Below are 18,462 nucleotides of genomic sequence, written 5' to 3' on the forward strand. Positions count from 1 at the left end.
TCCTCGTCTGTACGTGCCACGTCAACATCTGCATCACGCAGCTTCTCTTGAAACGAATTGGATACCTTCGCCATGACCTACCCCGGCTATCCCTTCACTCCCAAGCGCCTTGAGGTGCGTCCCGGCATTGCGATGTCGTATCTGGACGAAGGTCCGCGCGATGGAGAAGTCGTCGTGATGCTGCACGGCAATCCGTCATGGAGTTATCTGTGGCGGAAACTGGTGAGTGGCCTGTCGGATCGTTACCGCTGCATCGTGCCCGACCATATCGGCATGGGGCTGTCCGACAAGCCGGACGATGCGCCTGATGCGCAGCCGCGTTACGCGTACACGCTGCAGTCGCGCGTGGACGATCTGGACACGCTGTTGCGGCATCTGGGTATCAGCGGGCCGATCACGTTGGCGGTGCACGATTGGGGCGGCATGATCGGATTCGGCTGGGCGTTGTCGCATCACGCTCAGGTCAAGCGGCTGGTAATCACCAACACCGCTGCATTCCCGTTACCGCCGGAAAAACCGATGCCGTGGCAGATCGCGATGGGCCGGCATTGGCGGCCGGGCGAGTGGTTTATCCGTACGTTCAATGCCTTTTCGTCCGGCGCTTCGTGGTTTGGCGTATCGCGGCGGATGCCGGCCGCCGTGCGTCGCGCGTACGTGGCGCCGTACAACAACTGGCGCAACCGCATCTCCACCATTCGCTTCATGCAGGACATTCCGCTGTCGCCCGCCGACCAGGCCTGGTCGCTGCTGGAACGCTCGGCGCAGGCATTGCCCTCGTTTGCCGACCGCCCGGCGTTCATCGCGTGGGGGCTGCGCGATATCTGCTTCGACAAGCATTTCCTGGCGGGCTTCCGTCAGGCATTGCCGAATGCCGAAGTCACCGCGTTCGACGATGCCAATCACTACGTACTGGAAGACAAGCACGAAGTGCTGGTGCCGGCGATCCGTGCGTTTTTGGAGCGTAATCCGCTGTAAGTGCCATTGGCATATCTGTGCAGGCGTTCAGCAGATAAGTGCCTGCGGCGCGCTGAAATCAGATGGACGAGTGGATAGCATCGGCCACGCAGTTCTTCTGTTGGTCGCCTCGAGTGGATACCGTACTCACTCGTAGCGATCAGCCGTTACTGCGGCGGCAGCTGATTGCGCTGTGCGTCGTCCACACCCAGCCAATCGGCCTCGGTGAGCGCGTGCAGGCCGTGCGCCAATCGCGACTTGTCGCATTGCGCGCTGCGCTCCCCAAACTCCAGCGAGGCCGGCACGGCGGCGCAGGAGGAGGGGCGGCGGTCGTGGATGCTGCAGCGGCTGTAGCGACCGATGTCCGCGTCCAGTGCGATGCAGCGCGGCTGCGATTGCGAGGTGCCGCGCATAACGCGCTCGTGCGTGCGCAATGAGTCGGTCAGCTCGATCGGCACCCTGCCGCCCAATGCGGGATCGGCTTCGCTCCAGTGGAAACTGACGCGGAAGTAGGCGCAGCAAGCGCCGCAGGTGAGGCAGGGATGTGCCATGGAATGCCGGGCCTTGCGCGGCGAAACAACGTGGAGAGCGCGGCATTCTGACCGAACCACGCCACGATACAAGTGGCACGGACGCGCGCCTGTTAGCGGTTCATTTGCGTAAGCTGGACAAGCGCATGTACGCGATCGAGCGAATCGCCCATTGGAGAGGGCGTGTAGTGCGAGCCCTGCTCCACATCGTGACGGCCGCATTGCGCGTCAGCAGGGCAACTCGGGATAGGCGATGCCGACGCGCTCCATCGTGCGTATGACGTTTTGAAATGACACAAGCGGGGCGGCACCGTCGGCGCATGGGTGATAATGCGGCAATGACGACTCTTCTCTGCAATATCGCCGCCACCCTGCCGGAACTCGCGCGCGAGCGCCCCGAGCAGATCGCCATCCGCTGCCCGGGCCGTCGCGCCGCCAACGGATTTGCTGCCTACGATGTGACCTTGAGCTATGCCGAGCTGGACGCGCGCAGCGATGCGATCGCCGCCGGATTGGCATTGCATGGCATCGGACGTGGCGCGCGCGCGGTGGTGATGGTGCGGCCTTCGCCGGAATTCTTTTTGTTGATGTTTGCGTTGTTCAAGGCCGGTGCGGTGCCGGTACTGGTGGATCCGGGTATCGACAAGCGCGCGCTCAAGCAATGCCTGGACGAAGCGCAGCCGCAGGCGTTTATCGGTATTCCGCTGGCGCAGCTGGCGCGTCGTCTGTTGCGTTGGGCGCGCTCTGCCAAGCAGATCGTCACCGTCGGTGGCCGCTACGGCTGGGGCGGGGTGACGCTGGCGCGCGTGGAGCGCGATGGCGCCAGCGCCGGCAGTCAATTGGCCGACACTGCGCCGGACGATGTAGCGGCTATTCTGTTCACCAGCGGCTCCACCGGCGTACCGAAGGGCGTGGTGTATCGACACCGACATTTCGTCGGGCAGATCGAGTTGCTGCGTAATGCATTCGACATGCAGCCCGGTGGTGTGGATCTGCCGACGTTTCCGCCGTTTGCCCTGTTCGATCCGGCATTGGGGCTGACCTCGGTGATTCCGGATATGGATCCGACCCGCCCGGCCACCGCCGATCCGCGCAAATTGCACGATGCGATCAACCGCTTCGGTGTGACGCAGTTGTTCGGCTCGCCGGCATTGATGCGTGTGTTGGCGGACTATGGCCAGCCACTGCCCAACGTGCGCCTGGCCACCTCGGCCGGTGCGCCGGTGCCGCCGGATGTGGTGGCCAAGATCCGCGCGCTGCTGCCGGCAGATGCGCAATTCTGGACGCCGTACGGCGCCACCGAATGTCTGCCGGTGGCAGCGATCGAAGGCCGCACGCTGGATGCCACCCGCGCAGCCACCGAGGCAGGCGCCGGCACCTGCGTGGGTCACGTGGTCGCGCCCAATGAAGTGCGCATCATCGCCATCGACGATGCGGCCATTCCCGAGTGGAGCGGCGCCCGCGTGCTGGCGGTGGGCGAGGTCGGCGAGATCACCGTTGCCGGTCCCACCACCACCGATACCTACTTCAACCGCGACGCGGCCACGCGCATCGCCAAGATCCGTGAGCGCAGCAGTGATGGCAGCGAGCGCATCGTGCATCGCATGGGCGATGTGGGGTATTTCGATGCCGAAGGGCGCTTGTGGTTCTGCGGCCGCAAGACCCATCGCGTGGAAACTGCAACGGGCCCGCTCTACACCGAGCAGGTGGAGCCGGTATTCAACGTGCATCCGCAGGTGCGGCGCACCGCGTTGGTCGGTGTGGGCGCAGCCGGGCAACAGCAGCCGGTGCTGTGCGTGGAGTTGCAGCCGGGTGTGTCGGCATCGGCGTTTGCGCAAGTGGAAACCGCATTGCGTGCGTTGGGCGCTGCGCACCCGCACACTGCAGGAATCGCGCGGTTTCTGCGCCATTCCGGGTTTCCGGTGGACATCCGCCACAACGCCAAGATCGGTCGCGAAAAGCTGGCGGTCTGGGCAGCGCAGCAGTCGCACTGAGCCCCAATGATGCGCGCGCGTTATCGTCTGGATGACCTGCGCATCGATGTGGCGCGTCAGCGCGTGGAGCGCGGCGGTGTCGCGCTCGAGGTTGGCGGGCTGAGTTTCCGCCTGCTGCACTATTTGCTGCAGCAGGGGCAGCGGGTAGTCGATTTCGACGAGTTGATCCAGAACGTGTGGGCACCAGCGCTGGTCAACGAAGAAACCGTCACCCAGCGTGTGCGCCTGTTGCGGCAAGCCTTGGGCGACGACTCGCGGCAACCGCGTTACCTGCGCTCGGTACGCGGGCAGGGTTATCAACTCTGCGTGCCGGTACAGGTCGAACAAGCGCCGCCCGCAGACGCGCTGCGGCGACGTGGAGTCTGGATTGCTGCCTGCATTGTGGCGTTGTTGGTCTGCATCGGCGCAGGCGTGATCTGGCTGCAAACGCGTGATGCGCCACCAGCGCAAGCCGCATTGTTGCAGCGTGCCGATTACTACGCCGGCATTGGCCAGCGCGACGACAACGAACGCGCCATCGGCTTGTATCGCCAACGCCTGCAGGAAGCACCGGACGATCGACAGGCGCAACTCGGCCTCAGCCGCGCCTACAGTGCGCGCGTGTGCCAGTACGACGGGGATGCAGCGTTTGCGCTGCAAGCCTTGCGACTGGCCGATGCTGTTGTGGCCGTGCAACCGGGCCTTGCGGCAGCGTACGCCGCGCGTGGTTATGCGCTGGATTGTCAGGGCCGCAATGGCGATGCCTTGGCAGCCTACGAACAGGCACTGCAGCTGGATCCCAGTGCCGATGCGGTGAGCGGCTCGGCTGCGTATCTGTACGAGCGCCAGGGGAAATTGGTGCAGGCGCTGTCGGCCAACCTGGCGGTGCGCGACACCACGCGCGTGCGATTCCTGCCGATCCAGATCGCCAGCAATCTGAGTCTGCTCGGTTATGCGAGTGCAGCCGAGGCGCGCTACCGAAAGAATTTTCAGCTGTACCCGGACGATCCTTTCTCCAATCTGGCCTGGCCTACGTTCCTGTTCGAACATGGCCGCGCGGCCGAAGCGCAGACGGCATTGAACGAGGCGCAGAGCCGTGGCACCGAGTACGCAGGGCTGTCGTTGCTACAGGCCGAGCTTGCGTGGCTGCGTGGTGACAAGGCGCTTGCGCGTGCAGCGGCGCTGCGGGCGGTGCAGCTTAGACCGCAGGGCAGCTTCGCGCAGACCGTAGCCTTGACACTGCAGGCGCAGCCGCCACCGGCAGCCGCGACGCTGCATGCGCAAGCGCAGGATTTGTTGGTCAGCGTGGAGCGTGGCGGTGACCCGTTCGATGCAGTCGATGCGGCGGTTCTGCTGCTGTGTGCGCATGCGCCGGACGCAGCAATGCGGGCTCTGCAGCATGCCGAAGCCGCCGGCTACCGCAACGCCGGCTATCTGCGTCAGTCGCCGTTGCTGCAGCCGCTGCGTGCCTTGCCGGAGTTTGCTGCGTTGCTGACACGTATCGATGCCGATCTCGCTGCCCAGCGTGCGCAACTGCGTGCTCGTAATCTGTTGCCGGCAGATGCCATGTCCGAGCGGGGCTAAGACACTGTATCGATTCGTTTGGGTGCGCTTCACGCTCAAATCGCGGTGCATGCCGCTGCATGCCGCATAGAGCAACTGCGCTCGCTGCTCATTGCGTAGTCGTGCGGTAAGCCACTTCGGAAAATTACTACACGCACTGCTAGCCGGGCGCGGCCAGGTTTGTAGTTTTCATCAGCACACGACCACGTAGACAGGTGCGATGTCCTCACCGCTTGCGGGACCGTGTGGCGGCATGGATGCCGCCACCGAGCCTCCACGGATGGGTTCACGGCGTGTCCCGCAAGCGGTGAGGGCATCGCGCCCTCGACCCGCTCGGTTTGGGAGCATCCAACTGCGCCGAAGCTCAAGCTCCCGGTTGCCTTGAAAGCTGATCGAGCGGTGCGGATGCCTCAGGTGTAGAGCGCTTGGTCTGCGGTTTTTCTGCAGGGTCCTTGCCCGGCCACCATCGCGGGACACGCTGCAAGTACGTCCTTGTAAGCTCTTACGCGGCATCCATGCCGCGTAAGGTCCCGCGACGGTGGCCGGGCAAGGACCAGTCGAGAGGGTCGGTGTGCGTGGTTACAAGCAGTGTTGCGTGCATTGCATGCAGCGCGGCCTTCAGATGCGGTGTGGTCTGATCGGCTCCTTTCGATCTGCAATGTCACTGCCATTCCTGACATCACTTCACTCGTCAACGCAGGCGAGTGCGGCCAACACGGTGCCGCCATCGATACAGCGTTAGAGATGTTTTATCAGCGTGCCTGGTTGCTCTCAGGCAGCGCCTTGAGCACATAGTCGGTCAGCAACCGATGCGATTGCTGGTGCATCTGCCGGGTGTTGTAGGCGCTGCGTGTGAGCACCACCACCAGCCGCTCCTCGGGCACGACGAACACGTAGTTGCCGCCATTGCCGGACATCGCCCAGGTGTCGCGTTGCACGCCGTGCACCGGAAACAGGAAGTGCCAGAGTTGGTAGCCATAATCGGCATCGTCGCGTGCCTGCGCATGCACGCTGGTCATCGTGCGTATCCAGTTGGCGGCAATCACCTGGCGGCCTTGCCAACGCCCCTGTGCAAGCAGCAACTGGCCGAATTTGGCCAGGTCGCGGCCACGGTAACGGGTGCCGCCACCGCCCATGCCTACTCCTTCGGACGACACATTCCACTGCGCCTGCTCGATCCCGAGCGGCTTTTCGAGCACCTGTGCGGAGAACGCCTGCAGCCGCTGTCCGCTGGCTTTTTCCAGCACCGCACCGAGCAGGAAGGAGCCTGCGGTGCAATACGAAAACGCGCGGCCATGCGGGCTTTGCGCGGGCCGCTGCATCCATGGCGCGTAGCCACGGATCGGCAGATCCAGGGCGAACTGCGTCCAGTCCGCACTCACGTACATGCGCTCTTCGTTGCCGGCGGAGAAGGCGTTGTCGTCGTTGCATTCCAGCTGCGAGCTCATCGTGAGCAGGTCTTCGAGGGTGATGTCGCGCTTGCGCGGATCGGGATGCTGCCATTGGCGATCGCCGAAGTAGTCGTAGACCTTGGCTTGCGCGTTGGGGATCAACTTGCGCGCGATCGCCGCACCGACCAGCAGCCCAGTGACGCTCTTGGTCAACGAGCGGGTGTCGTACAAGGTCTGGCGATCGGCATCGCCCAGGTAGTGTTCGTAGACCAGCACGCCATCGCGCACGATCAGCACGCTGGTGGTGGATGGCGCCAGATCGGCAGCCAGCGCCTGTTCCATCTGCGCCAGCACGGGCAGGTTCCAGCCGCTGACGGCAGCGTTGGCGACCGGCCAGCCGTCATCCAGGGCCGGCGGCGTGGTGGCCGCTGCAGGCACAGCCGGTGACGCGGCAGCCGATGGACCTGGTGTGGCAATGCCTGGAGTGGCGGCTTTTGCAAAGGCGGCTCTTGGAGAAGCGGCTCTTGGAGAAGCAATAGGCGGGGCGGCATGCAGCGGGAAGATGACGAGCAGGGCGGACAACAGCAGCGACAGGCGGGTCATGGTGACTCCAGCGATCCAGGGTCCGGCCATGACGCCAGCAGCGCGAATGAACTGCCTGATGTCTCGATGAAGATTTATGAAGCTCTTTGCGATCAATGGTTTGCGAAAGCCGCAGGCGGCCGGCCGCGCGCGCGGCGTCGCGATCACAGTCCGGTCCAGCTATTGTGTGCGCCCTGCAGGAACAATGGATGTGGCGCAATGAAGGTGCTGGTGACCGGTGGTGGTGGCTTTCTCGGCCAGGCGTTGTGCCGCGGCCTGCGCGCGCGCGGGCATGAGGTGGTGAGTTTCCAGCGCGGCGATTACCCGATTCTGCAGACCTTGGGCGTGGGCCAGATCCGTGGCGACCTGGCCGACCCGCAAGCGGTGCGGCACGCTTTTGCCGGTATCGATGCGGTCTTCCACAATGCGGCCAAGGCAGGTGCGTGGGGCAGCTACGACAGCTATCACCAGGCCAATGTGGTCGGTACGCAGAACGTGATCGACGCGTGTCGGGCCAATGGCGTGCCGCGGCTGATCTACACCTCCACACCTAGCGTCACCCATCGCGCCACCAGTCCGGTGGAAGGTCTGGGCGCCGACGAAGTGCCTTACGGCGAAGACCTGCGCGCAGCGTATGCGGCCACCAAGGCGATCGCCGAGCGTGCGGTGCTGGCGGCCAACGATGCGCAGCTGGCGACGGTGGCCTTGCGTCCGCGTCTGATCTGGGGGCCGGGCGACAATCACCTGCTGCCACGCCTGGCAGCACGTGCGCGTGCCGGTCGCCTGCGCATGGTCGGCGACGGCAGCAACCTGGTGGACAGCACCTACATCGACAACGCCGCACAAGCGCACTTCGATGCGTTCGAGCACCTTGCACACGGGGCTGCCTGCGCAGGCAAGGCGTACTTCATTTCCAATGGCGAACCGTTGCCGATGCGCGAGTTGCTCAATCGCTTGCTGGCCGCAGTGGATGCACCGGCAGTGACGCGTTCGCTGTCGTTCAAGACCGCCTATAGAATCGGTGCGGTGTGCGAGACCATGTGGCCACTGTTGCGTCTGCCAGGCGAAGTGCCGTTGACGCGTTTTCTGGTGGAACAATTGTGCACGCCGCATTGGTACAGCATGGAACCGGCGCGTCGCGACTTTGGTTATATACCTAGTATCAGCATCGAAGAAGGCCTGCAGCGGCTGCGATCCTCATCTTCCAACGACATCGCCATCACCCGGTAAAGACCGCCATATCTTCAGGATACGTCTGCGCCGATTCGGCACGACAACTTCTGGAATCCTTGCCATGCTGCATTACGCCATCATTTTCTTCGTCATCGCCATCATCGCCGCTGTGCTTGGCTTCAGTGGTATCGCCGGTGCGGCGACCAACATCGCCTGGATCCTGTTTGTGGTGTTCCTGATCCTGGCAGTGATCTCGATGTTCCGTCGCGGCAAGGTTTAACCACTTCGCTGCGATACGTCACGGCAGCGGCGCTGCCGATTGACGCTCAGATGGCCCGCTTTCGCAAGGAGGCGGGCCATCTGCGTTATGAGGGCTCTACCGTTGCGTTGTGGCTGTTTTAAAGCAGTTTTTCGAGATATTGCACGTGCTTGCTGAACGACAATTCGGTGGCATGCGCGTTGTTGAGTGCAAGCAGTGCCGGGTGATCGTGCAACTGCACCTCGCGCACCTGCGATGGACTCATCAGCGCGGTTCCACTGCACTACGCAGCAGTTGATCGTCAGCGTGCCGTTGCAACGCCAGCTCGATCAACTGCGTGATCAAACTCCGATAGTCCAGCCCGCTTGCCTGCCATAGCTTGGGATACATGCTGATCCGGGTGAAACCCGGCAGCGTGTTGACCTCGTTGATCACGATGCGGCCATCTGCGCAGAGAAACACGTCCACACGCGCCATGCCGGCGCAGTCCAGCGCCTGATAAGCCTGCACGGCAATCTGCTGGATGCGCTGCTGCGTCTGCGCATCGATGTCGGCCGGAATCACGATCTCGGCGCCGTGTTCGCTGATGTACTTGGTCTGGTAAGAATAAAACGCGTCGTGCACCACTACTTCGCCGCATACGCTGGCCTGCGGCGTGGCATTGCCCAGTACGGCGCATTCGATCTCGCGCCCGGTCACCGCTGCTTCCACCAGCACCTTTTGGTCGTATGCCAGTGCCAACGCGAGCGCATCTGAAAACGCATCAGCACTGCGCACCTGACTCACGCCAACCGACGAGCCTTGGTTAGCCGGTTTGACGAACAACGGCAAACCGAACTGCGCAACCAACGCATGCACGTCGGCGTGTGCGGCGGTGTGGCGGTTGAAACACACGAACGCCGCCACCTCCAGCCCGGCATCGCGCAGCACGCGTTTTGCCATGTCTTTGTCCATCGCCACTGCCGAGCCGAGCACGCCGGAGCCGACGAAGGGCAGATTGGCCATGCGCAATAACCCTTGCAGCGAGCCGTCTTCGCCCAGCGTGCCGTGCACGATCGGAAACACCACATCGATCTGCGCCAGCGCTTGCTCCGGCTGGGTCGGACGCAACTGCTGCTGGTGCGCACCTGGCAGCAGCGCCACGCCGCGACCGCTGCGATGCAAGGCGATGCGCGCCGGGTCGTCGGCATTGAGCAGGAAGCTGTCCGGGTCGTTGACGTGCCACTGGCCTTGCTTGTCGATGCCGATCAGCACCGGCTCGAAGCGCTGCGGATCGAGCGCATCCAGAATATTTCTCGCCGATTGCAGCGAGACCTCGTGTTCGGCCGATTTGCCGCCGAAGATGAGACCGACCCGGATCTTGCGCATCGCCTGCTCCTGCCATCTGTTCAATGAGGTCGCCAGCATGCCTGCGGCCGGCGCGCGGAAGGAAGTCCTCCACGACCGACGCAAGCGGCCTTGCCACCAAGGCGACCTGCAATGACCGCCGCGTTCGCCTCCGGCGTGCACTCGCCAGCTCACCATCAAGCAGTTGCGACATGCGGGGACGGTAGAATGGGTCCATGCCCGGATCACTGCTCAACTCACTCAAGCCGCTCGCCGGCCAGGCCCTGCAAGCCGCGCTCAATCGCGCGCTGGCGCTGGACCCGGATACCCGCGACGCCCTGTTGCCGCTGGAAGGCCAGCGCATCGCGCTGACCCTGGAAGCCCCCGCACTGGCCTTGCAGATCCGTGTGCACGAGCGCCGGCTGTTGGTCGGCCCGGTGGACCAAACGCAGGAGCCAGACCTCGCCGTGCGCAGCACCCTGGCCGGCCTGCTCGGCCAGCTGCCGTTTCTGGCCAATGCGCGCCGCAGTGGTGCGCCGGCGGGCCGGCTCAAGGTCTCCGGCGATGCGGAGCTGGCGCGGCAGCTGCAGCAATTGGCAGGGCGGTTCGATCCGGATTGGCAACTGCCGTTCGTGGCAGTGTTTGGCGACATCCTGGGCGTGCAGATCGCCGGCGCGGTGCGTGCAGCGCTGCAGCAGGCGCGCCGCAGTGCAGTGGATCTGGCGCATAGCGCGGCCGAATTCGTCACCGAAGAATCGCGCGATGTGGTGCCACGCGCCGAACTCGAAGCCTTCCACGACGATGTCGACGAACTGCGCGACGACGTCGAACGTCTGGCCGCACGCGTCACCCGTTTGCGTGCTGCCGGAGGTGCGGCATGAAGGCGCTGCTGCGGGCCAGCCGCATCGGCCGGGTGATCCTGCGCTATCGGCTGGACGTCTTGCTGCAAGGCACGCCGGCCGAGCGCTGGCTGCGCCTGGCCAAGCCGTTCGTGCCGCGTGCCAGCGCCGAGATCGCCGCGCAATCGCGCGGTGCGCGCCTGCGCCTGGCGCTGCAGGAACTGGGGCCGATCTTCGTCAAGTTCGGGCAGATCCTGTCGACCCGGCGCGACCTGATTCCGGCCGACGTGGCCGACGAATTGACCCTGCTGCAGGACCGGGTCAAACCGTTCGACGGCGACGTTGCGCGGCTGATCGTGGAGCGCGCGCTGGGCCTGCCGGTGAGCGTGGCATTCGCCGCATTCGACACCGTACCGTTGGCCTCGGCCTCGATCGCGCAGGTGCACGCGGCCACGCTACAGCCGGACGCCAATGGCGTGCGCCGCGAAGTGGTGGTCAAGGTGTTGCGCCCGGACATCGAGCGCCAGATCGATGCCGATATCGCCTTGCTACATTCGTTGGCCACCCTGGTCGAGCGCACCCACCCGCGTGCGGACAAGATCCGCCCGCGCGAAGTGGTGGCCGAGATCGAAGCCACCTTGTCGGCCGAACTCGATCTGCAACGCGAAGGCGCCAACGCCAGCGTGCTGCGCCGGTTCTGGGAAGGCTCGGACGATCTGTACGTGCCCGAGGTGATCTGGTCGCACACCGCCGAGCGTGCGCTCACGCTGGAGCGCGTGTACGGCATTCCCTCCGACGACATCGCCAAGCTCGATGCGGCCGGTATCGATCGCAAGGCGCTGGCGGCCAAGGGCGTGCGGGTGTTCTACACGCAGGTGTTCCGCGACAATTTCTTCCATGCCGATGCGCATGCCGGCAACATCTGGGTCGACAGCGATCCGGAGCGCCGGCTCAATCCGCGCTTCATCGCGCTGGATTTCGGCATCATGGGCCAGCTCTCGCAGGAAGATCAGTACTACCTGGCCGAGAACTTCATGGCGATCTTCCACAAGGATTATCGCCGCATGGCCGAGTTGCACGTGGAGGCAGGCTGGATGCCGGACAACGTGCGCATCGACGAACTGGAAGCGGCCGCGCGCTCGGTGTGCGAGCCGTACTTCACCCGGCCGTTGTCGGAGATTTCGCTGGCCGAAGTGCTGATCAAGTTGTTCCGCGTCGCGCAGCGTTACGAATTGACGCTGCAGCCGCAGCTGATCCTGTTGCAGAAGACCTTGCTCAACATCGAAGGCGTCGGCCGCCAGCTGGATCCCAAGCTGGATATCTGGGCAGTGGCGCGGCCGGTGCTCGAACGCATCCTGCGCGAGCGTTACAGCCCGCGCCGGGTGCTGGGCGAATTGCGCAAGCGGCTGCCTGAAATCATGACCCACGCGCCGGACATGCCGCGCCTGGTGCACAGCTGGTTGAAGCAGCAGGTGGAAGGCCGCCATCAGCTCGATATCCGCTCGGCCGAGTTGCGCGCGCTGGATGTGAGCCTGCGCAAGTTGCAGACGCGCGTGGTCACTGCCATCACCGGCAGCGGCCTGCTGGTGGTCGCCGCCGTGTTGTATGGCCTGCATCCGAATGGCTGGTACCTGGGCACGGTGCCGGTGTGGAGCTGGGTCAGCGGCACGGCCGGTTCGGTAGCTTTGCTGATCGCCTGGCTGCGCCGCTGACACATTGCGATAGGGTGGCCCGCTGCATTCGGCTGCATTTCGGCAGTGCCTGCAGCGGGGCACCAACGCGGCCTTCGAGTCGTGGCGCGGCAACGCAGTGGCATGCGGTGTCAGCGATGCGGATAATCGGCCGGTGAGCATATCGACCGACCCGTTGCAGATTCTCCACCAGGACGATGTCCTGGCCGTCGTCAATAAACCTGCGGGCCTGATGGTCCACGACAGCAAGCTGGCGCGCGGGGAGGACGACTTTCTGGCCGACCGGCTGCGCGAGCAGCTGGGCCGGCCGATCTTTCTTGTGCACCGGCTCGATCGCGCCACCAGCGGTTGCTTGCTGCTGGCGTTCGATCGTGAGAGCGCCAGTACGCTGGGCAAGGCCTTGATGGCTGGCGAATTGGAGAAGGACTATCTGACGGTATGCCGCGGCTGGCCGGCCGAGGAGCGCTTCATCGTCGATCACGATCTGGATGGCGGCCCCGGCAAGCCGGTCAAGAAGCCGGCGGTGACCCATTTCCAGCGGCTGGCCACCGGCGAGCTGGAGATCCCGTCGACCGGCTTTGCCACCTCGCGCTATGCGCTACTGCGCTGCCAGCCGCAGACCGGGCGTTTCCGGCAGATTCGCCGGCACATGAAGCACCTGTCGCACCACATGATCGGCGACACCAGCCATGGCGATGGCCGGCATAACCGTAGCTTCCGCATGCTCGGGATCCACCGCATGTTGCTGCACGCCGAGCGCTTGGGTTTCCCGCATCCGGCCGATGGGCGGCGCATCAGCGTGGTGGCGCCGCTGGATGTGGAGTTTGCGAAAGCGTGTGCATTGTTTGGGTGGGACGTGGCGGGGTTGCAAGGCACGACACACGTGCAGTGATGCGACGTGGTCATGGATGTGTCAGTGCATCAACGTCGATCTGTCAGTGCACCAACGTCGAGCGGCAACGTTTCTAGGCAGCCGTACCCTCACCCCAACCCCTCTCCCGACGGGAGAGGGGCTTTTTGCCAATCCCAAATCCCAGCCCTTCAGGGCTTCTGCGGTGCCGCCGCCGGCTCATTGACGATCTTTTCCAGATCCTTCTGCAGATCGGCAAACAGTGGCAGCATCTTCTGCTGGATCGCGCCCATCAGGTTCTGGGTCAGTGCCGGGGTCTTGTCGAGCAGGCTCTGGCCGGCCGAGCTCTCATAGAACTCGGCCATGGCCAGCACGTCCTCGCGCGAGAACGAGCGCTTGTAGATGTCCACATACATCGGGCGCAGCTCCGACCACGACAGCGCCTTACGCACGGTCTGGCGGGTGCGGTCCTGGATGCGCTGCAACTGCGCCTGTTGGGCGGCGTCGAGCTGGCGCTGCGCGGTGAGCTGGGCGAATTGCTGCTGCTGCATCGCTTCGATCTGCGGCAGCATCGTGTCCAGCATGGTCTGCGCGCGTGAGGCGGCCAGCAGACGGTTAACGTCGGCATCGCTGGGCGCCTGCGCGAATGCGGCGGGCGTGGCGAGTGCCAGCGCGGCCAGCACGATCAGGCGGCGCGCGAAGGCGCGGACGGTGGCAACGGAACGAGGTGGTGTCATCGGAGCATCCTGCAAAACTGGGGACCGGCCGCAGCATACGGGAGCCCGCGTTCGCGCGCGCGTCCACGCCGCTGCCGATACAATCGCCGGACAATGGCCAGCGACCCGATCCAGATCACTCCCAGCCTGACGATCCCGCCCAGCGAGATCGTCGAACGCTTCGTGCGCGCCAGCGGCGCGGGTGGGCAGAACGTCAACAAGGTCTCCACCGCGGTGGAGCTGCGTTTCGACGTGGCCGGATCGCCGTCGCTGCCCGAACCGCTTCGCGCGCGGCTGCTGTCGCGGCGCGACCGCCGCATGACCGCCGAGGGCGTGCTGGTGATCGACGCGCAGCGCTTTCGCACCCAGGACCGCAACCGCGAGGATGCGCGCGAGCGGTTGGTCGAAATTATCAATGCGTGCCTGTCGGTGCCCAAGCGCCGGGTCGCCACCAAACCGAGTCATGGTGCCAAGCTGCGGCGGCTGGATGCCAAGCGTGAGCGCAGCCATATCAAGCGTGGACGCTCTGCGTCCCACTGGGAGTAAGCGTGAGTCACACCGACCCGTCGTTGCCACCGGTAACACAGGCCAACATCCTGCTGCAGTCAACCCCGCCCAGAATGCCGCGTGCGCACGGTCGTTTCGGCCGCTGGCTGGGCCGTACCGCCTTACGCCTGACCGGCTGGCGCCTGCTCGGGCGGCTGCCCGACGAACCCAAGCTGGTGATGATCGTGGCCCCGCATTCGTCCAACTGGGACGGCTTTGTTGGCTTTGCGGCCAAGTTCGCGCTGGGCTTCGATGTGCGCGTGCTGGGCAAGGCGCAGCTGTTCTGGTGGCCGCTGGGCCCGCTGCTGCGCAAGCTCGGCGCCATCCCGCTGGATCGCAGCTCGCCGCAGGGCACCATCGGCCAGGCGGTGCGGCTGATCCGCAACTCCGAGCAGATGTGGTACGTGATCACCCCCGAAGGCACCCGCAAGCGCGTGGAAAACTGGAAGGCGGGCTTCTGGAAGATCGCCTCCGACTCCAAGGTGCCGATCCTGCCGGTGTATTTCGACTATCCCAGCAAGACCGTGGGCATCGGCGAGCCGTTCTGGACCGGCACGGACATGGCCGCCGATATCGCCGCCATCCGCACCTGGTACCGGCCGTGGCGCGGCAAGCATCGCGATACGCTGTGAGGATGCGGCCGCGCGCTTGAAAGGTTTTGTCGCGGCCGGTCGCCTGCATTCATGACCGGCGCCGCCGGGCACCTCGCTGCCTCCACCGAGGAAACACCATGATGGGCTTGTCCGCACGCACACTGTGTTTGTCGCTCTCCCTCCTGCTTGCTGCCGGCCCGGTGCTGGCGGCCACGCCGATGCTGGTGATCCACGGCGGCGCCGGGGTGGAGAAATCCAGCCTTTCCAGCGAGGAACAGGCACAAGCGCGCGAGGCGATGCAACGCGCGCTGCGAGCCGGTCACGCGGTGCTGCAACGTGGTGGCAGCGCAGTGGATGCGGTGGCCGCCACCATCACCGTGCTGGAGGACGCCCCGCAGTTCAACGCCGGGCGCGGCGCGGTGTTCACCCATGACGGCAAGAACGAACTGGATGCGGCGATCATGGACGGCGCCACCGGCAAGGCCGGCGCGATTGCCGGCGTGCACACGGTCAAGAACCCGATCCAGCTGGCACGCAGCGTCATGGACCATTCCAAGCACGTGATGCTGGTCGGCGACGGCGCCGAACAGTTCGCGCGCGAGCAGGGCGTCACTCTGGTCGACCCGAGCTATTTCCGCACCGACAAGCGTTGGCAGCAACTGCAGAAAGCGCTCAGGGCAGATGCCGGCGACCGCAAGGCGCAGGCCGAACTGGATCTGGAAACCGCCAAGCACTTCGGCACTGTCGGTGCGCTGGCGCTGGATCGCGAAGGACATCTTGCCGCCGGCACCTCCACCGGCGGCATGACCAACAAACGCTATGGCCGCGTCGGCGATGCGCCGATCATCGGCGCCGGCACCTATGCCAACAACCAGTGCGCGGTGTCCGGCACCGGCTGGGGCGAGTTCTACATCCGCGCGGTGGCCGCCTACGACATCTGCGCGCGCATGAAATACGCCGGCCAGTCGTTGCAACAGGCGGCCGAAGCAGTGATCGACCAGGAGATTCCCAAGGCCGGTGGTGACGGCGGCGCCATCGCGTTGGATGCGCAGGGCAATGCCGCGTTCCCGTTCAACACCGAGGGCATGTATCGCGGCTGGATCGGCGCCGATGGCACGCCGCACGTGGCGATTTTCAAGGACGAGACGTTGTAGCGCACATCCTCAACCGAACCCGTCCATCCAATCCAACGGCACATGCCAGCGGCCCGCAAACCCGCTAGCGTGACCGGCTGCTCTACCCACTCAGGAATTACACGCCATGTCGCGTACCGTCGTTCTTGCCGCTGCCATCACCCTGGCACTGGCTGCTTGTTCTGGAAAAGATTCGTCCGGTAAGGAGTCCACCACCGTGCCCGAAAAGACCGCCACCACCCCGGCCGCCGATGCCGCGCCGAACCCGCTGCTCACCCCCAGCACGCTGCCGTTCCAGGCGCCGCCGTTTGACAAGATCAAGGACAGCGATTACCTGCCGGCCTTCGAAGAAGGCATGCGCCTGCAGTTGGCCGAGATCCGCAAAATTGCCGACAACCCCGAACCGCCCACCTTCGACAACACCATCGAAGCGATGGAGCGTGGTGGCGAAACGCTCTCGCGCGTGTCGCGCATCTTCTTCGGACTGGTGCAGGCCGATACCAGCGACGCACGCCAGAAGATCCAGGAAGAGATCGCGCCCAAGCTGGCCGCGCACCAGGACGAAATCAATCTCGATCCCAAGCTCTTCGCACGCGTCAAAACCCTCTACGACCAGCGCGACACGCTGAGCCTGGACCCTGAGCAGAAGCGTCTGCTCGAGCGCGATTACGAAGAGCTGGTGCGCGCCGGTGCGCAGCTGTCCGATGCCGACAAGGACAGCCTGCGTAAGCTCAATATCGAAGAGACCACGCTCTCCACCCAGTTCCATACCCGTCTGGTCGCCGCCTCGGCTGCCGGTGCGGTGGTGGTGGACGACAAGGCCAGGCTCGATGGCCTGAGCGAAGGCGATATCGCCGCCGCCGCCGATGCCGCCAAGGCGCGCAAGCTCGATGGCAAGTACCTGCTCACCTTGCAGAACACCACCCAGCAACCGGTGCTGGCCTCGCTGAAGGACCGCCAACTGCGCGCCGAGGTGCTCAAGGCCTCGGAAACGCGCGCCGAAAAGGGCGATGCCAACGACACCCGACAGACCATCCAGCGTCTGGCGCAACTGCGCGCGCAAAAGGCCAAGCTGCTCGGCTTCGACAGCTACGCCGCCTACAGCCTGGGCGACCAGATGGCCAAGAACCCGGCCGCCGCGCTCAAGCTGCTGACCGACACCGTGCCGGCCGCCACTGCCAAGGCGCGCCGCGAAGTGGCCGAGATGCAGAAGGTGATCGACGCCCAGCGTGCTGATTCAAAGACCGGCGGTTTCAAGCTCGCCGCGTCCGATTGGGACTTCTACGCCGAGCAGGTGCGCAAGGCCAAGTACGACCTGGACGAGTCGCAGATCAAGCCGTATTTCGAACTGGACAACGTGCTGCAGAACGGCGTTTTCTACGCGGCCACGCAGCTGTACGGCATCACCTTCAAGCAGCGCACCGACATCCCCACCTATCACGCGGACATGAAGGTGTATGAAGTGTTCGACGCAGACGGCACCTCGATGGCGCTGTTCTATACCGACTACTTCAAGCGCGACAGCAAGTCCGGTGGCGCCTGGATGGACGTGTTCGTCGAACAGGACGGCCTCACCGGTGCCAAGCCGGTGGTCTACAACGTCTGCAACTTCACCAAGCCGGCTGCCGGCCAGCCGGCGCTGCTGAGCTTCGACGACGTCACCACCTTGTTCCATGAGTTCGGCCACGCGCTGCACGGCATGTTCTCCAAGGTGAAATACCCCTCGATCGCCGGCACCAGCACCTCGCGCGATTTTGTCGAGTTCCCCTCGCAGTTCAACGAACACTGGGCCTCCGACCCCAAGGTCTTTGCCAACTACGCCAAGCACTACCAGACCGGCGCGGCGATGCCGGCCGAGCTGGTAGAAAAGATCAAGAAGGCCAAGACCTTCAACAGCGGCTACGCGACTACCGAATACCTCTCGGCTGCGCTGCTCGATCTGGCCTGGCACACCCAACCGGCCGACGCATCGTTGCAGGACGTGAGCAAGTTCGAAGCCGACGCGCTCAAGCGCTTCAAGGTTGACCTGGCCGAGGTGCCGCCGCGTTATCGCAGCAGTTATTTCGACCATATCTGGGGCGGCGGGTATTCGGCCGGGTATTACGCCTACTTCTGGTCGGAAGTGCTCGACGACGACGCATTCGAATGGTTCAAGGAAAACGGCGGTCTGGATCGTAAGAACGGCGACATCTTTCGCGCCAAGATCCTCTCGCGCGGCAACACGGTGGAGCTTGCCACGCTGTACCGCGACTTCCGCGGCAAGGATCCAAGCGTCAAGGCGCTGCTGGAGAATCGTGGGCTGACCGAGTAAATCGAGGTAGCACGCCGATGCAAGCGAAATGG

The 18,462-nt window shown here is 64.5% G+C and carries 17 protein-coding genes; 12 read left to right on the forward strand and 5 right to left on the reverse strand.

Annotation, left to right across the window (positions count from 1 at the left end; genetic code table 11):
- Positions 1 to 72: 72 nt before the first annotated feature.
- Entirely contained in the window at positions 73 to 975 is a 903-nt protein-coding gene (locus tag FFY45_RS07975) for an alpha/beta fold hydrolase (RefSeq protein WP_176340018.1), read from the forward strand.
- Between the two features lie 146 nt (positions 976 to 1,121).
- Here the strand turns inward: FFY45_RS07975 and FFY45_RS07980 are convergent, their stop codons facing one another.
- The gene (locus tag FFY45_RS07980; RefSeq protein ID WP_176340019.1) at positions 1,122 to 1,505 is read right to left on the reverse strand and encodes a YkgJ family cysteine cluster protein; all 384 of its coding nucleotides are present in this window, start codon (positions 1,503 to 1,505) and stop codon (positions 1,122 to 1,124) included.
- 317 nt (positions 1,506 to 1,822) lie between these two features.
- Here FFY45_RS07980 and oleC point away from each other — a divergent pair, with 317 nt between their 5' ends.
- The gene (gene oleC / locus FFY45_RS07985; protein ID WP_176340020.1) at positions 1,823 to 3,478 is read left to right on the forward strand and encodes an olefin beta-lactone synthetase; all 1,656 of its coding nucleotides are present in this window, start codon (positions 1,823 to 1,825) and stop codon (positions 3,476 to 3,478) included.
- Positions 3,479 to 3,487: 9 nt separating this feature from the next.
- On the forward strand, positions 3,488 to 5,041 hold the full coding sequence (locus tag FFY45_RS07990) for a winged helix-turn-helix transcriptional regulator (protein WP_176340021.1): 1,554 nt from the start codon (positions 3,488 to 3,490) through the stop codon (positions 5,039 to 5,041).
- A 731-nt stretch (positions 5,042 to 5,772) separates the two neighbouring features.
- Here FFY45_RS07990 and FFY45_RS07995 read toward each other — a convergent pair.
- Entirely contained in the window at positions 5,773 to 6,753 is a 981-nt protein-coding gene (locus FFY45_RS07995; protein WP_176340240.1) for a serine hydrolase domain-containing protein, read from the reverse strand.
- Positions 6,754 to 7,212: 459 nt separating this feature from the next.
- Here FFY45_RS07995 and oleD point away from each other — a divergent pair, with 459 nt between their 5' ends.
- A complete protein-coding gene (gene oleD, locus FFY45_RS08000) occupies positions 7,213 to 8,223 on the forward strand; it encodes a 2-alkyl-3-oxoalkanoate reductase (RefSeq protein WP_176340022.1) in 1,011 nt (336 codons plus the stop codon).
- 64 nt (positions 8,224 to 8,287) lie between these two features.
- On the forward strand, positions 8,288 to 8,446 hold the full coding sequence (locus FFY45_RS08005) for a DUF1328 domain-containing protein (protein WP_003468167.1): 159 nt from the start codon (positions 8,288 to 8,290) through the stop codon (positions 8,444 to 8,446).
- A gap of 118 nt (positions 8,447 to 8,564) precedes the next feature.
- On the opposite strand, the gene FFY45_RS08010 is transcribed toward FFY45_RS08005, so the two are convergent.
- Both FFY45_RS08010 and ddlA read right to left on the reverse strand, forming a co-directional pair.
- A complete protein-coding gene (locus FFY45_RS08010; protein WP_255171897.1) occupies positions 8,565 to 8,690 on the reverse strand; it encodes a hypothetical protein in 126 nt (41 codons plus the stop codon).
- Entirely contained in the window at positions 8,690 to 9,793 is a 1,104-nt protein-coding gene (gene ddlA / locus FFY45_RS08015) for a D-alanine--D-alanine ligase (RefSeq protein ID WP_176340023.1), read from the reverse strand. Before ddlA ends, FFY45_RS08010 begins: the two co-directional genes overlap by 1 nt.
- A gap of 194 nt (positions 9,794 to 9,987) precedes the next feature.
- Here ddlA and FFY45_RS08020 point away from each other — a divergent pair, with 194 nt between their 5' ends.
- The 3 genes from FFY45_RS08020 to FFY45_RS08030 all read left to right on the forward strand — a co-directional run bounded on the left by FFY45_RS08020 (position 9,988) and on the right by FFY45_RS08030 (position 13,173).
- Positions 9,988 to 10,632 carry a ubiquinone biosynthesis accessory factor UbiJ gene (locus tag FFY45_RS08020; RefSeq protein ID WP_176340024.1) on the forward strand — a complete coding sequence of 215 codons (645 nt, stop codon included), beginning with the start codon at positions 9,988 to 9,990 and terminating at the stop codon, positions 10,630 to 10,632.
- On the forward strand, positions 10,629 to 12,302 hold the full coding sequence (ubiB, locus tag FFY45_RS08025; protein WP_176340025.1) for a ubiquinone biosynthesis regulatory protein kinase UbiB: 1,674 nt from the start codon (positions 10,629 to 10,631) through the stop codon (positions 12,300 to 12,302). The genes FFY45_RS08020 and ubiB overlap by 4 nt, the downstream gene beginning before the upstream one ends.
- Positions 12,303 to 12,399: 97 nt before the next feature.
- Positions 12,400 to 13,173 carry a pseudouridine synthase gene (locus tag FFY45_RS08030; RefSeq protein WP_176340026.1) on the forward strand — a complete coding sequence of 258 codons (774 nt, stop codon included), beginning with the start codon at positions 12,400 to 12,402 and terminating at the stop codon, positions 13,171 to 13,173.
- Between the two features lie 149 nt (positions 13,174 to 13,322).
- On the opposite strand, the gene FFY45_RS08035 is transcribed toward FFY45_RS08030, so the two are convergent.
- Positions 13,323 to 13,868, reverse strand: a complete 546-nt coding sequence (locus FFY45_RS08035) for a DUF2059 domain-containing protein (protein ID WP_176340027.1) — start codon at positions 13,866 to 13,868, stop codon at positions 13,323 to 13,325.
- A gap of 93 nt (positions 13,869 to 13,961) precedes the next feature.
- Between FFY45_RS08035 and arfB the strand changes: the two genes are divergently transcribed.
- The 4 genes from arfB to dcp all read left to right on the forward strand — a co-directional run bounded on the left by arfB (position 13,962) and on the right by dcp (position 18,430).
- Positions 13,962 to 14,393, forward strand: a complete 432-nt coding sequence (arfB, locus tag FFY45_RS08040) for an alternative ribosome rescue aminoacyl-tRNA hydrolase ArfB (RefSeq protein WP_104549913.1) — start codon at positions 13,962 to 13,964, stop codon at positions 14,391 to 14,393.
- A 2-nt stretch (positions 14,394 to 14,395) separates the two neighbouring features.
- A complete protein-coding gene (locus FFY45_RS08045) occupies positions 14,396 to 15,025 on the forward strand; it encodes a lysophosphatidylcholine acyltransferase (RefSeq protein WP_104549914.1) in 630 nt (209 codons plus the stop codon).
- Between the two features lie 98 nt (positions 15,026 to 15,123).
- Positions 15,124 to 16,140 (forward strand): isoaspartyl peptidase/L-asparaginase family protein, encoded by a 1,017-nt coding sequence (locus FFY45_RS08050; protein ID WP_176340028.1) that lies wholly within the window; start codon positions 15,124 to 15,126, stop codon positions 16,138 to 16,140.
- Between the two features lie 106 nt (positions 16,141 to 16,246).
- Positions 16,247 to 18,430 (forward strand): peptidyl-dipeptidase Dcp, encoded by a 2,184-nt coding sequence (gene dcp / locus FFY45_RS08055; RefSeq protein ID WP_176340029.1) that lies wholly within the window; start codon positions 16,247 to 16,249, stop codon positions 18,428 to 18,430.
- Positions 18,431 to 18,462 lie beyond the last annotated feature (32 nt).

Origin of the sequence: Xanthomonas hortorum, assembly GCF_011305375.1 — a bacterium.
Taxonomy (GTDB): domain Bacteria; phylum Pseudomonadota; class Gammaproteobacteria; order Xanthomonadales; family Xanthomonadaceae; genus Xanthomonas; species Xanthomonas hortorum_E.